This window comes from Bacillus zhangzhouensis, from assembly GCF_000715205.1.
GTDB lineage: Bacteria > Bacillota > Bacilli > Bacillales > Bacillaceae > Bacillus > Bacillus zhangzhouensis.
Genome location: NZ_JOTP01000008.1, coordinates 75,117 through 90,284, shown reverse-complemented (window position 1 = coordinate 90,284; position 15,168 = coordinate 75,117). Strand labels below are relative to the sequence as shown.

The following is a 15,168-nucleotide window of genomic DNA, read 5'->3' as shown; positions in this document are numbered from 1 at the left end:
GAACGGATGGAAAAGAAAGAACATTTGTTTCTCATCGCATCGCGTTTTATAATGAAAGAATGACTTTAGACGAAAGGAGTGGATTAAGCATGTCTTATGTTCATCTTCAGGTCCACAGTGGATACAGCTTGTTAAGCAGTGCAGCTAAAGTAAGGGAGCTCGTGCTGAAAGCAAAAGAACTTGGCTACAAAGCGCTCGCTCTGACCGATGACCATGTGATGTATGGAACGGTTGAATTTTATAAGGAATGTAAAAAACATGGCATCAAGCCGGTCATCGGTTTAACAGCTTCTGTCTTCATAGATGAACAAGAGACAGAGGCTTATCCCTTGGTACTCCTTGCAAAAAACAATGAAGGCTATCAAAATCTGATCAAAATTAGCAGTGTGCTGAAATCAAAATCAAAAGCTGGCCTGAAAGAAAAATGGCTGAAAAGTTATCATCATGGGCTTATTGCCATAACGCCAGGCACATCTGGCTATATTGAAACGCTGCTGAAGCATGATCAGTTAGAAGAAGCGCGCAATGCGGCAAGCCATTTGAAACGTATTTTTGGCGAGGGACATGTGTACATTGCGGTTCAGCCATTCCAGCAAGACGAGTCGCTTGCCGGAAAGCTGCGGGACGTCTCAAAAAGTGCGGATATTCCACTTGTCGCAACGGGGGATGTTCATTACATCAACCGAGAGGACAAAACGGCGTATACATGTTTAAAGGCCATAAAGGCGGGACAGCAGCTTTCAGATATAGAGGAAGACCGAGGAGAAAAGCATTTCAGATCCATCGAAGAAATGATGAATTGGTATGGGGATGATCCTGAACTGCTGACAAGAACAGTTGAGATCGCAGACCGCTGTGAAGTAGATTTAAATCTTGGACAGACAAAATTGCCATCCTATCCAACTCCTGATCAATCAACAGCCGATCAGTTTTTACGCAGAGTGTGCGCGGAAGGCATGAAACAAAGAAAGATCGCTTCAAATGAAACATATGCCAAAAGGCTTGAGTATGAGCTAAGCATTATCCAAAAAATGAATTTCAGTGACTATTTTCTTATTGTATGGGATTTTATGAAGTATGCGCATGACAACGGCATTGTCACAGGTCCAGGACGGGGATCAGCAGCAGGCTCACTTGTTGCCTATGTTCTGTTTATTACAGATGTCGATCCGATTCGTCACGGGCTTTTATTTGAGCGTTTTTTAAATCCTGAGCGTATTAGCATGCCGGATATTGATATTGATTTTCCTGACACGAGAAGAGATGAAATGATTTCTTATGTAAAAGACAAATACGGGGATATGCATGTGGCTCAAATTGTCACGTTTGGCACACTTGCCGCAAAGGCTGCCTTAAGGGATGTCGGACGTGTGATGGGGATTGACTCAAAGGCAGCGGACCGTCTTGCAAAGCTCGTCCCATCAAAGCCAGGGACGACGCTGAAAGAAGCGGTGGCCGCATCTCCTGAATTAAAAACGCTTCTCCAGCAATCTGAAGAGCTTCGAACGGTCTTCCAAACAGCTTTAAAGGTAGAAGGCTTGCCAAGACACACGTCGACACATGCAGCCGGCGTTGTGTTAAGCGAAGAGCCGCTGACGCAGGTCGTTCCGATCCAAGACGGCCATGATGGTGTGTATTTAACGCAGTATGCCATGAATTATTTAGAAGATCTCGGACTTTTAAAGATGGATTTCTTAGGATTAAGAAACTTAACGTTAATCGAATCCATTAAAAACCAGATTGAAAGACAGGAAAACGTCCACATTAACTTTAGTGACATTTCGTATCAAGACCCAAAAACGTTTGAATTGTTATCAGCGGGAGATACAACAGGGATTTTCCAGCTGGAATCACAGGGGATGCGCCAGGTGCTAAGACGGCTGAAACCTTCTAGTCTAGAAGACATCGTGGCAGTCAATGCCCTTTACCGGCCAGGTCCAATGGAGAATATCCCGCTCTTTATCGACCGAAAGCACGGCAGGGTCAAGGTCTCTTACCCGCATCCAGATTTGTATGACATTTTAAAGGACACATACGGGGTCATCGTGTACCAAGAACAAATCATGCTGATTGCAGCGAAGATGGCAGGCTTTCAGCTAGGAGAGGCTGATCTATTAAGAAGGGCCGTTTCAAAGAAGGATAAAAAGGTCCTTGATGAGCAGCGAAGCCATTTTGTTGAAGGATGCCTAAAAAAGGAGTATCCTGTTAACATTGCAAATGACGTTTATGACTTAATCGTCAAATTTGCAAACTATGGTTTTAATAGAAGCCATGCTGTTGCATATAGCATGATCGGCTTTCAGCTTGCTTATTTAAAAGCGCATTATCCGTTATATTTTATGTGCGGACTTTTAACTAGTGTGATTGGAAATGAAGACAAAGTCGCTCAATATTTCTATGAGGCAAAGGAAAAAGGGATCTCTGTGTTGAAGCCTTCTATTAATAAGAGTGAATTTCCATTTACGGTTGAAAAAGGGGAGATCCGCTACAGCTTAAGAGCGATCAAAAATGTCGGAGTGTCAGCTGTAAAGGATATATACAGAGCAAGACAGGAAAAGCCGTTTGAAGATTTATTTGATTTTTGCGCAAGGGTATCACCAAAGAGTGTAAACCGAAAAACGATTGAAGCGCTCATTTTCTCAGGGGCGATGGATGAGTTTTATCCAAATCGTGCTTCGCTTTTAGCATCTATAGATATTGCGTTAGACCACGTGTCATTTTTAACGCCTGAGGATCAGCTAGACTTTCTTGGGGATACAACCTTCTCCATTAAGCCAAAATATGCTGAGATAGACGAAATGCCGCTTGTCGACCTTTTGCAATTTGAAAAAGAGGCACTTGGGTTATATTTATCAAATCACCCAGTACAAGCGTATCGAGATCGCTTAAGAGAGAATGATGCAGTGGAAATCATCAGACTATCTTCCTATATAAAGCGAAAGATCTCAATGGGTGGCCTTTTGACAAAAGTGAAATCGATTCGGACAAAAAATGGACAATCGATGGCATTTGTTACATTTGGGGATGAAACGGGAGAAATGGAAGGTGTCGTCTTTCCAGAGCAATTTAGAAAGCTGTCCCCCTTACTTGAGGAGGGCGCCATGCTTTATGTTGAAGGCAGAATAGATGTCAGAAATGACAGCAGTCAAATCATCGTGCAAGAAGCAGTTCTACTTGAAGAGATGGGCACGAAAAGAAAAGAGTCTGTCTACATTCGGGTGAAAGAAGAAAACCATACGCAGGAGCTGCTTGAGCAAGTAAAACGAGTGATCTCTTTGCACAGCGGAGAAGCAGATGTCTACTTGTATTATGAAAAGCAAAAGAAGACGATGAGACTTCCAGATGCATACAAAGTTCATGCAGATCATGCCGTGATCTTCCAGTTAAAAGAGCTGCTCGGTGAACAAAACGTTGTGATTAAATGATGACAAATCGCTTGAATGTGTTTTACAAAATCATCTATTGTGTTATCATTTTAAAGATTCTGTGTATTTAAAACTGCCAGTATGTGCTTATCAACTTAGCAATTCATTAAATCATTTTCCACTTGAAGGAGTGTTCATCACATGTCATTAAGAGAAGAAGCATTACATATGCACAAAGAGAATCAAGGCAAACTCGAATCAAAATCAAAAGTACAAGTGAAAAATGCGAAAGACTTAAGCTTGGCTTACTCACCTGGTGTTGCAGAACCATGTAAAGAGATTTATGACGACACAAGCAAAGTGTATGATTATACAATGAAAGGCAATATGGTCGCTGTTGTCACAGACGGAAGCGCTGTTTTAGGGCTTGGAAATATCGGTGCGGAAGCATCTCTTCCAGTCATGGAAGGTAAAGCTGTATTATTCAAAAGCTTTGCAGGCGTAGATGCTTTCCCAATCGCACTTGCGACAAACGATGTAGACAAAATCGTTGAAACAGTGAAGCTTCTAGAGCCGACTTTTGGCGGTGTCAACCTGGAAGATATTGCAGCTCCTAACTGCTTCATCATTGAAGAGCGTTTGAAAAAAGAGACAAACATTCCAGTTTTCCACGATGATCAACATGGAACAGCGATTGTAACAGTAGCAGGACTTGTCAATGCCCTTAAACTGTCTGGAAAATCAATGTCTTCAATCAAAGTTGTTGCAAACGGCGCTGGCGCAGCGGGAATTGCGATTATCAAACTTCTCTATCATTTCGGTGTACGTGATATCATTATGTGTGATACAAAAGGCGCTATTTACGAAGGCCGTCCAAACGGTATGAATTCAGTGAAAAACGAAGTAGCTAAATTCACGAACCAAGACCGTAAAGAAGGTTCTTTAGAAGAAGTGATTGAAGGCGCAGATGTCTTCATCGGGGTATCAGCAGCAGGTGCTTTAACAAAAGAAATGGTTGGAAAAATGGCAAAAGATCCTGTGATCTTCGCAATGGCTAATCCAAATCCAGAGATCATGCCAGAAGATGCACATGCAGCAGGTGCAAGTGTTGTAGGAACTGGCCGTTCTGACTTCCCAAACCAAGTAAACAACGTACTTGCATTCCCGGGCATCTTCCGCGGAGCACTAGATGTGCGCGCAACACACATTAACGAAGAAATGAAAATTGCAGCTGTTGAAGCCATTGCTTCTCTTGTTTCAGATGAAGAATTGACAGCTGAATACGTTATTCCTGCACCATTTGATGCACGCGTAGCACCAGCAGTAGCAAAAGCGGTGGCAAAAGCAGCAATGGAAACCGGTGTTGCAAGAATCAAAGTCGACCCAGAAACTGTTGCAGAAAAAACAAGAAAATTAACGATTATCGGCGAATAATCAACTGAAAAGTGTGCACGTTCTTTCTGAAATTGGAGGAAAGGCGTGCACCATTTTCTCTCTGACGCGAAAATTTTTTCATCTGGAATGAGATTTTTTTTGTAGACGTTCACAATTCAAATATATCAACTGCTCAGCGCCCCAAACACATACTCATTTCTCATCAATTCCCCACTGAAAAAATGGAATGAAGGATGACAGCGTTTGACAAAAAAAGTACAATAGTTTCGGTACAGTTATGACATGTCCTATAATAGTGGATGTGCGTGTAAAGAAAAAACCCTTCAAAAAGGGAGGTAGTCATTTGTCAATCAAGAACATTTTCAGTAAAAAGAAAAAATATGCATCTGTACCCTCTGAACAGGCAAGTCAAGATGTGCCTGAAGGCATCATGACCAAATGTCCGCAATGTAAAAAAATAATGCTCACCAAAGAACTAGATAAAAACTTACGTGTTTGTATGAATTGTGGCAGACATTTGCAAATGAATGCAAAACAGCGTATTAAAAGCCTTGTAGACGAAGGAACATTTGAAGAATTTAACGGGCATCTCATTTCTACAAACCCGCTCGGTTTCCCAGGCTACGAAGAAAAGCTTGAGAAAGACAGAGAAAAAACATCTTTGAATGAAGCCATTGTCACAGGTAAAGGTGAAATTGAAGGCCAAAGTGCTGTGATTGCTGTCATGGATGCCACGTTCCGTATGGGCAGCATGGGAACGGTCGTTGGTGAAAAAATTACACTGGCTATCGAGAAAGCAAAAGCGGACAAGGTACCATTTATTATCTTTACTGCATCTGGCGGAGCGAGAATGCAAGAGGGAATTCTCAGTCTCATGCAGATGGCAAAAACAAGTGCAGCATTAAAGATGTTCAGTGAGGACCAAGGTTTGATTATCTCTGTGATGACCAATCCGACAACTGGCGGTGTATCAGCTAGTTTTGCGTCTCTCGGTGATTACAACTTTGCAGAACCAGGTGCATTAATTGGTTTTGCAGGCCGCAGAATCATTGAACAAACCATTCGTGAAGACTTGCCAGAGGACTTCCAAACGGCTGAATTTTTAATGAAGCATGGTCAATTGGATGCTGTCATTCACCGTGCAGAGATGAAAGAAAAACTGGGTCAAATCTTAGCATTACACAGCACAGGAGGTGAACGAGAGTGGCTGGAGAACTAGAATTTGAAAAACCTGTCATCGAACTTAGAGCGAAAATTGATGAATTGAAAAAGTTCACACAAAACTCAGAGATGGATTTAAGTGCGGAAATTGAGCGTCTTGAAACACGTCTGAGTAAGCTTGAAGCAGACATTTATACAAATTTAAAGCCGTGGGACAGAGTGCAAATTGCTCGTCATGCGATGCGTCCAACAACTCTCGATTACATTCAAGAGCTGTTTGACAACTTTTTTGAATGTCATGGTGATCGTTTCTATGGCGATGATGAAGCCATTGTTGGAGGAATCGCCACGTTTAAAGGGCTTCCTGTCACAGTCATTGGACATCAGCGCGGAAAAGACACAAAAGAAAACTTGCGCCGTAATTTCGGAATGCCTCATCCAGAAGGTTACCGTAAAGCGCTGCGCTTGATGAAACAAGCAGATAAATTTAATCGCCCCATCATTTGCTTTATTGATACAAAAGGAGCTTATCCTGGTAAAGCAGCTGAAGAACGCGGGCAAAGTGAAGCAATTGCGAAAAACCTATTCGAAATGGCAGGACTTCGTGTACCGGTTGTCTGCATTGTCATTGGAGAAGGCGGAAGTGGCGGAGCACTAGGCTTAGGCGTAGGAAACCACCTATTCATGCTAGAGAACTCAACGTATTCAGTGATTTCACCTGAAGGTGCAGCAGCACTGCTCTGGAAGGACTCATCACTTGCTAAAAAGGCTGCAGAAACAATGAAAATTACCGCTCCAGACCTAAAAGAATTAGATATTATAGATGATGTTATTAAAGAAGTGCAAGGTGGAGCACATCGAGACGTGAAACAACAAGCAGCCTACATGGATCAAACATTAAAACAGTCACTTACATCTTTGCTCAAATTATCGCCAGAAGAATTAGTCGAACAAAGATATCAAAAATACAAAGCAATTGGCAAAGTGTCGATTGAAAATCAATATATTGGGGTAAACTAAATAAACGTACAGCCTTTTTGGCTGGCGTTTATTTTTTTCATCTTTTTTCATGAAAACCTTCCTGATGTAAGCGCTATTTGAAAATAATTTTCTTTTGTTTTCATAAAATTTGAAACGTCTGAAAACCCTGACATGATAAGGTTTAGCGCGCTTAGACTTACAGGTTTTTGAGAGATGTGCTTTCATGACTTTCTTAACTTTTGTTTAAAAACGGTTTATTTAATTGTATAATAAGTACGGTTTTAGAAATTCGTATTGAAAACATCCGGTTTTGCTCATGATTGTTTTCAAGCAGTGGAAATGGTATGTTTAATTCATATATGGTCTCTGAGGTGAAAAAGATGAAGCGTATAGGAGTTTTAACGAGCGGTGGGGATTCCCCAGGAATGAATGCAGCTGTGCGCGCAGTTGTAAGAAAAGCAATTTACCATAATGTTGAAGTTTACGGTATTTATAATGGATATTCAGGTCTAATTAACGGTAAAATTGAGAAACTAGAAATAGGTTCAGTAGGCGATATTATTCATCGTGGAGGAACAAAACTTTACACGGCAAGATGCCCTGAATTCAAGACAGTTGAAGGTCGCGAAAAAGGGATTGAAAACTTAAAAAAATTCGGTATTGAAGGACTTGTTGTCATCGGTGGAGATGGCTCATTCATGGGAGCGAAGAAATTAACAGAGCTCGGTTTTCCATGTGTAGGTGTCCCTGGCACGATTGACAACGATATTCCAGGTACTGATTTCACTATTGGCTTTGACACAGCACTTAATACAGTCATTGATGCCATTGATAAAATTCGTGATACAGCCACATCTCATGAACGTACATACGTAGTGGAAGTAATGGGAAGACATGCTGGTGATATTGCTCTATGGTCAGGTCTTGCGGGCGGAGCCGAATCCATTTTGATTCCTGAAGCAGACTATGACATGGACGAAATTATTGCCAGATTGAGAAGAGGTCATGAGCGCGGCAAGAAGCACAGTATCATCATCGTAGCAGAAGGCGTAGGCAGCGGTGTTGAATTTGGTAAGCGAATTGAAGAGGAGACAAGCCTTGAAACACGTGTATCTGTCTTAGGACATATTCAGCGCGGAGGTTCTCCAAGTGCGTTTGACCGGGTGCTGGCAAGCCGTTTAGGAGCATATGCAGTAGAACTTCTTCTTGAAGGAAGAGGCGGACGCTGTGTGGGCATTCAAAGCAATGAACTCGTTCATCACGATATTTTAGACATCTTAGATAAAAAACATACAGTCGATCAAAATATGTACCGACTTTCACAAGAGCTCTCTATATAAAACGAGAAGACCTTAGGAGGAACAGTAATGAGAAAGACAAAAATCGTTTGTACAATCGGTCCAGCAAGTGAAAGCATTGAAACGCTGACTGAATTGATTGAAGCAGGAATGAATGTAGCCAGACTTAACTTCTCTCATGGAGATTTTGAAGAGCATGGTGCACGCATCGAAAACATTCGTAAAGCAGGTAAAACTTTAGGCAAGGACATTGCGATCCTTCTTGATACAAAAGGTCCAGAGATCCGTACACGTACAGTTGAAAACGGCTCGATTGAGCTAGTAGCTGGTTCTGATCTCATCGTGAGTATGGAAGACATTGTAGGGAATACGGAAAGAATTAGTGTGACATACGAAGATTTAATTCATGATATAGAAGTGGGCTCAACCATTCTATTAGATGATGGTCTCATTGGTTTAGAGGTCAAAGAACTCAACAAGGACCGCAAAGAAATCGTCACGAAAGTTATGAATACTGGCACGCTCAAAAACAAAAAAGGCGTAAACGTACCAGGTGTGAGTGTAAACCTGCCAGGTATTACAGAAAAAGATGCCAATGATATTCTGTTCGGAATTGAACAAGGCGTCGATTTCATCGCAGCTTCTTTTGTAAGACGAGCTTCTGATGTTCTTGAAATTCGTGAGCTTCTTGAGAAAAATAATGCGGCTGACATTCAAATCATTCCTAAGATTGAAAACCAAGAGGGCGTTGATAACATCGATGAGATCCTTGAGGTATCAGACGGTCTGATGGTTGCACGTGGAGACCTTGGTGTAGAGATCCCAGCAGAAGAAGTACCGCTTGTTCAAAAAATGCTGATCAAAAAATGTAACCGTTTAGGCAAGCCAGTCATCACAGCTACTCAAATGCTTGACAGCATGCAGCGTAACCCGCGTCCAACTCGTGCGGAAGCAAGTGACGTGGCAAATGCTATTTTTGACGGCACAGATGCGATTATGCTTTCTGGCGAAACAGCAGCAGGGACATACCCAGTTGAAGCTGTGCAAACGATGCATAACATTGCATCACGTTCAGAGGAAGCACTAAACTATAAAGCGATTCTTTCTCGCAGAAGCGAAGAAGTAGAAGTCAGTATTACAGATGCCATCGGTCAATCTGTTGCGCATACAGCCATGAAGCTTGATGTGGCAGCGATTGTGACACCTACTGAAAGTGGTCATACAGCGAGAATGATTTCAAAATATAGACCAAAAGCACCAATCGTAGCGGTAACAGCAAACGAATCAGTGGCTAGAAAGCTATCTCTTGTATTCGGCGTATTTGCTAAGAGTGGATCAAATACGAACTCTACAGATGAAATGCTTGAGAATGCAGTAGAGAAGTCAATTGAAACTGGCTATGTAAGACATGGCGACTTGATTGTGATTACAGCAGGTGTGCCAGTTGGTGAAGCAGGTACAACGAACTTAATGAAAGTATATGTTGTCGGTGACATCATTGCGAAGGGTCAAGGAATTGGCCGTAAATCTGCATTTGGACCGGTTGTCATTGCACAAAGCGGAAAAGAAGCAGACGAAAAAATGTACGATGGTGCAATTCTTGTAGCGAACTGCACAGACCGTGATATGATGGGCGCTTTAGAGAAAGCATCTGCTCTTATCACAGAAGAAGGCGGTTTAACAAGCCATGCAGCAGTCGTCGGACTCAGCCTTGGCATTCCAGTGATTGTTGGTCTTGACAGCGCAACAACACTTCTAAAAGAAGGCGAAGAGATTACAGTAGATCCAGCACGCGGAGCGATCTACAAAGGCCGTGCAAGCGTCCTTTAAATCACACACGAGGGGAGTTGTCTGACTCCTCTCTTTTTTTATGTTACACTAAAAAAAGTAAACAGCTTTCGATGAAAGATACCCCATGAGGTGATATGGTTGAAATATTTTCTACTATTATTGATTCTGTTCCCTGCAGTGGAAATTAGTTTGTTTTTAATCTCAAGTAAAATTATTGGCATTTTACCAACGATGCTCATCATCGTGCTCACGAGTGCACTAGGTGCTTATTTTGCGAGAAAGCAAGGAATTGAAGCATTTCAAAAAGTGCAGCGAGATTTACAATATGGCAAGATGCCAGGGTCAACCATTGTAGATGGCTTTTGCATTCTCATTGGCGGTTTGCTGCTGCTCATTCCAGGCTTTTTATCGGATCTCATTGGAGCCTTGCTGCTCATTCCGATGACGAGAAAACGAATCAAGCCGCTCTTTGAACGCTGGCTTAGAAACTTGTCAAACCGGAAACGCTATACCATTATTCGCTAAAGAGACCTTCAGATGAGGTCTCTTTTACTTTTGCATGCCATACCTAATGTACTGATAGATTTCCCTAAAAACACCTGCATTACGAAATGCCTGCCATACGACAAGAGAAGCAGGACCAAGGGCAAGTCCGAGAAAACCAAACCATTTTAAACCGACAAATAGCGCCACAAGGGTTGCTAAAGGATTAAGCCCAATGGATTTACTTAAGACTTTCGGCTCTGATACTTGTCTTTGAATTAACACGACAATATACAAAATGCCCAGTCCGATGGCAAGTGAAAGATTGCCTGTCATGGCGGAGTAAATAATCCAAGGGAGAAAAACAGTTCCGCTACCGATGTAAGGAAGTAAATCAACAAGCCCAATACATAATGCGATGACAAGGGCATGATCGACCTTTAAGATGATCAGCCCAATGAGCACGATGCCGATGGTCATGGCAACAAGCAGAAGCTGAGCTTTCATAAAGCCAGTAATCGCTTTTTTGATTTCAGATAAAATGGCGCGTGTATGCTGCATCCACTTTGCGGGAAAGATACGTGAACCATATTTTTTTAAAGTAAACCAATCTTTTGTGATAAAAAAAGTCGCGAGTGCGGAAAATAAAAGCGTTGCTGCTACATCAGGCAAAAGACCCAAAAAAGCTGGAATGAGTTCGAGTGTTTTTGAAAGAAAAGTCCCGATTTTCGCGGCTGCTTCGTCGCCAAGTGCTTGAATTTGTCCCAAAATCGATTCCTTTTGTCCTGCTTGAAGCGTATTAAATTGGGCAGTCAAATCATGATATAAAGGCAAAATTTTATTTGTGAAAAACTGTTCCACAATACTGATCATTTGATCAAGGTGACCAGGCAATACCTTTGCTAAATAAGCACTTCCTGAAATGATTTCCGCTACTAAAAGCGTCATTAAGCCGGCAGCAGCCACTAAAAAGAGCAATAGAACAATAACTACGACAAACCCTCTTGGCATCCCGGTGATCCCTTCTATTTTGCAGACGGCAGGATGAATCAAACAGGACACAACAAGTGCGATCCAAAAAGGATATAAAAACGGAAAAGACTGATATAAAAAGACAACCGCAAACACGGCAATGCTGATCATCATCAAACTTCGCAGAAAAATAGCCACATAGGTGTGATTCACAAAATCCCCTCCAAAAAACAAGCATGTCCGATACTTCATTTTATTCAAAAAGATTAGTAATATGAAAAGGTCGCAATAAAAAGAAAGGAAGGGGCGGCGTATGTTTACTCAAGCAAATTTATTTTTGGTTCTTTTACTCGTTATTGCACTTATTGCGAAGAACAATTCGTTAATTTTAGCGGTTTCTGTGCTGATTGGGATTAAGCTCATTGGCCTGGATCAAAAAATTTTCCCGGTTCTGCAATCTAAAGGCATCAATTGGGGGGTTACCGTCATTACAATTGCTGTGCTTGTGCCGATCGCAACAGGTGACATTGGATTTAAGCAGCTTGGAGAAGCGGTGAAATCTTCCTATGCTTGGATTGCACTTGGAGCGGGTATATTAGTAGCACTTATTGCAAAAAACGGCATTGTACTACTCGAAAATGATCCGCATATTACGGCAGCGCTTGTGTTCGGCACGATTTTGGCCGTCAGTTTATTTAAAGGTGTGGCTGTTGGCCCGCTGATCGGTGCAGGAATTGCCTATTTGGCGATGCAAGCTGTGAAATTTTTCAGCGGATGAAAAGAGAGTGGCTCATGCCACTTTCTTTTTTATTTTTTTCTTGCGTGAGCTTTTGCAATAAAACATAATTAAATATATTAAAAGAAGCAAAATCCCTTTATTCCATGCCCTACACGGAAGGCTGGAAAAAAATTTATCAAAAAAAATTATAGTTAAACATTTAACAAATGTCTGATTATTGTTTATAATGGGAATAGGCTTAATTTTGAACTCATTGATCACACAAGAGATATGAGGCTAAAAGCGCTCTAACCGTATAGGTAAATGTAAGCATTTTCTTTTCTGAACCTGCCACCATATTCGGATTGGATAGCGCTTTCAAAAAGCGAGAATTCTGCAACGAAGGGGAATCTTTTTAAAAAGGGGAGATTGAACATGACAGCAACAAGAGGTCTAGAAGGTATTGTGGCAACAACTTCATCCGTAAGCTCAATTATTGATGATACTCTTACTTACGTAGGGTACAATATCGATGATTTAACTGAAAAAGCTACATTCGAAGAAATTGTCTACCTGTTATGGCACTTAAAGCTGCCGAATGAGCAGGAGTTGAGTGAATTAAAACAGCAGCTCAATGAAAATGCTCACATTCCGCAAGAAATCATTGAGCACTTTAAATCTTATTCGCTGGATGGGGTTCATCCAATGTCTGCGATTCGTACAGCGGTATCCTTGCTAGGTTTACTCGATGACGAATCAGAGATTATGGACAAAGAAGCGAATTACAGAAAAGCCATTCGATTACAGGCGAAAATTTCTGGTCTTGTCGCTGCGTTCTCACGCATTCGAAAGGGGCTTGAGCCTGTACAGCCAAAAGAAGAATACAGCTATGCTGCGAACTTCTTGTATATGCTAAACGGCGAAGAACCATCTCCAGTAGAAATTGAGGCAATTGATAAGGCACTCATTCTACATGCAGATCATGAATTAAATGCGTCGACATTTACAGCACGTGTATGTGTTGCTACACTATCAGATATCTACTCTGGTGTAACAGCAGCCATCGGCGCGCTTAAAGGGCCGCTTCATGGAGGCGCCAATGAAGGTGTTATGAAGATGCTTTCAGAAATTGGCGAGGTCGAAAACGTAGATTCCTATATTCATGGTAAGCTAGAGAAGAAAGAAAAAATTATGGGCTTTGGCCACCGTGTATACCGCCAAGGTGACCCGCGTGCAAAGCATCTAAAAGAAATGAGCCAGCGTTTAACAAACCTCACTGGCGAGCCGAAATGGTATGAAATGTCTGTTCGCGCAGAGGAAATCGTGACATCAGAGAAAAATCTTCCACCGAATGTTGATTTTTATTCTGCATCTGTATATCACAGTCTTGGTATTGATCATGACTTGTTTACACCAATTTTCGTGATCAGCCGATTCTCTGGATGGATTGCTCACATTTTAGAGCAATATGACAACAACCGTCTTATCCGTCCAAGAGCTGACTACATTGGACCTGATCTTCAAACGTTTGTTCCGATCAGTGAAAGAGACTAATGTTTATAGAATAAGCGGAGGCTGATCCAAATAAACCAATCAGCCTCCACATCAACAAAAAACGAATCATGTGAAAAACTTCTTCGCTTGCAGACATCAAGCCAAGAAGTTTCAAATATTCACTACATAACCTGGGAGGTAATATCATTGTCACAAGGCGAAAAAATTACAGTTACTGGCGGCGTATTGAATGTACCAAATAATCCAATTATCCCGTTTATTGAAGGGGACGGAATCGGTCCTGACATTTGGAAAGCAGCATCAAGAGTTCTTGAAGCAGCTGTAGAAAAAGCATATAAAGGTGAAAAGCAAATCACTTGGAAAGAAGTATATGCAGGTGAAAAAGCTTACAATAAAACTGGAGAGTGGCTTCCTGAGCAAACGCTTGAAGACATTCGTGAATACTTAATTGCCATTAAAGGACCACTTACAACACCAATTGGTGGAGGAATCCGTTCATTAAACGTGGCACTTAGACAAGAGCTTGATTTATTCACATGCTTACGTCCAGTTCGCTGGTTCCAAGGCGTACCATCTCCTGTGAAACGTCCAGAAGACACAGACATGGTCATCTTCCGTGAGAACACTGAAGATATCTATGCAGGAATCGAGTATGCAAAAGGATCAGACGAAGTGAAGAAGTTAATCGACTTCTTGAAAAACGAATTAGGTGTGAACAAAATCCGTTTCCCAGAAACTTCAGGTATCGGGATCAAGCCAGTTTCTGAAGAAGGAACATCTCGTCTTGTCAGAGCAGCCATCCAATATGCAATTGACCAAGGCCGTAAATCTGTGACGCTTGTTCACAAAGGAAACATCATGAAATTTACAGAAGGTGCCTTCAAAAACTGGGGCTACGAAGTGGCTGAAAAAGAGTTTGGTGACAAAGTCTTTACATGGGCACAATATGATCGTATTGTAGAAAAAGATGGAAAAGATGCGGCAAACAAAGCGCAAAGTGAAGCAGAAGCTGCTGGCAAAATCATTGTCAAAGACAGCATTGCAGATATTTTCCTTCAACAAATCCTAACTCGTCCAGCTGAGTTTGATGTTGTTGCAACAATGAACTTGAATGGAGACTACATCTCTGATGCACTTGCAGCACAAGTTGGTGGAATTGGTATCGCACCAGGTGCGAACATCAACTACGAAACAGGACACGCTATTTTTGAAGCGACTCACGGAACAGCTCCGAAATATGCTGGTCTTGATAAAGTGAACCCATCTTCTGTTCTACTATCAGGCGTGCTTTTACTTGAGCACCTTGGCTGGCAGGAAGCAGCGGATCTAGTGATTCAATCTGTTGAAAAAACAATCGAATCAAAAGTCGTCACATACGATTTTGCTAGATTAATGGATGGCGCAACAGAAGTGAAATGTTCTGAGTTTGCTGACGAGCTCATCAAAAACTTGTCTTGATTCTTAAACTTTAAAGTTAAAGGGGAAAAAG

The 15,168-nt window shown here is 41.7% G+C and carries 11 protein-coding genes; 10 read left to right on the top strand and 1 reads right to left on the bottom strand.

Annotated elements, in window-relative coordinates; all coding sequences use genetic code 11:
- The first annotated feature begins 89 nt into the window (after positions 1-89).
- The 7 genes from dnaE (at position 90) to BA70_RS08955 (ending at position 10,516) form a co-directional block, all read left to right on the top strand.
- Positions 90-3,425, top strand: a complete 3,336-nt coding sequence (gene dnaE, locus BA70_RS08985) for a DNA polymerase III subunit alpha (protein ID WP_034320974.1) — start codon at positions 90-92, stop codon at positions 3,423-3,425.
- A gap of 141 nt (positions 3,426-3,566) precedes the next feature.
- Positions 3,567-4,799 (top strand): NADP-dependent malic enzyme, encoded by a 1,233-nt coding sequence (gene ystJ / locus BA70_RS08980; protein ID WP_034320971.1) that lies wholly within the window; start codon positions 3,567-3,569, stop codon positions 4,797-4,799.
- A gap of 304 nt (positions 4,800-5,103) precedes the next feature.
- Entirely contained in the window at positions 5,104-5,979 is an 876-nt protein-coding gene (gene accD, locus BA70_RS08975) for an acetyl-CoA carboxylase, carboxyltransferase subunit beta (RefSeq protein WP_034320969.1), read from the top strand.
- On the top strand, positions 5,964-6,941 hold the full coding sequence (gene accA, locus BA70_RS08970; RefSeq protein WP_034320966.1) for an acetyl-CoA carboxylase carboxyl transferase subunit alpha: 978 nt from the start codon (positions 5,964-5,966) through the stop codon (positions 6,939-6,941). The genes accD and accA overlap by 16 nt, the downstream gene beginning before the upstream one ends.
- Before the next feature lie 341 nt (positions 6,942-7,282).
- Positions 7,283-8,242 (top strand): 6-phosphofructokinase, encoded by a 960-nt coding sequence (gene pfkA, locus BA70_RS08965; protein WP_017358271.1) that lies wholly within the window; start codon positions 7,283-7,285, stop codon positions 8,240-8,242.
- A gap of 27 nt (positions 8,243-8,269) precedes the next feature.
- Positions 8,270-10,030: a pyruvate kinase gene (gene pyk / locus BA70_RS08960; RefSeq protein ID WP_034320963.1), complete on the top strand. Its 1,761-nt coding sequence runs from the start codon at positions 8,270-8,272 to the stop codon at positions 10,028-10,030.
- 99 nt (positions 10,031-10,129) lie between these two features.
- Positions 10,130-10,516: an FxsA family protein gene (locus tag BA70_RS08955; protein WP_034320960.1), complete on the top strand. Its 387-nt coding sequence runs from the start codon at positions 10,130-10,132 to the stop codon at positions 10,514-10,516.
- A gap of 24 nt (positions 10,517-10,540) precedes the next feature.
- Here BA70_RS08955 and ytvI read toward each other — a convergent pair whose 3' ends face one another.
- Positions 10,541-11,659, bottom strand: coding sequence for a sporulation integral membrane protein YtvI (ytvI, locus tag BA70_RS08950; RefSeq protein ID WP_034320958.1), 1,119 nt, complete (start codon positions 11,657-11,659; stop codon positions 10,541-10,543).
- Positions 11,660-11,759: 100 nt separating this feature from the next.
- Here ytvI and BA70_RS08945 point away from each other — a divergent pair, with 100 nt between their 5' ends.
- The 3 genes from BA70_RS08945 to icd all read left to right on the top strand — a co-directional run bounded on the left by BA70_RS08945 (position 11,760) and on the right by icd (position 15,137).
- Positions 11,760-12,224: a DUF441 domain-containing protein gene (locus BA70_RS08945; protein ID WP_034320955.1), complete on the top strand. Its 465-nt coding sequence runs from the start codon at positions 11,760-11,762 to the stop codon at positions 12,222-12,224.
- 375 nt (positions 12,225-12,599) lie between these two features.
- The gene (gene citZ, locus BA70_RS08940) at positions 12,600-13,718 is read left to right on the top strand and encodes a citrate synthase (RefSeq protein WP_008346063.1); all 1,119 of its coding nucleotides are present in this window, start codon (positions 12,600-12,602) and stop codon (positions 13,716-13,718) included.
- 147 nt (positions 13,719-13,865) lie between these two features.
- The gene (icd, locus tag BA70_RS08935) at positions 13,866-15,137 is read left to right on the top strand and encodes an NADP-dependent isocitrate dehydrogenase (RefSeq protein ID WP_034320952.1); all 1,272 of its coding nucleotides are present in this window, start codon (positions 13,866-13,868) and stop codon (positions 15,135-15,137) included.
- The last annotated feature ends 31 nt before the right edge of the window (positions 15,138-15,168 follow it).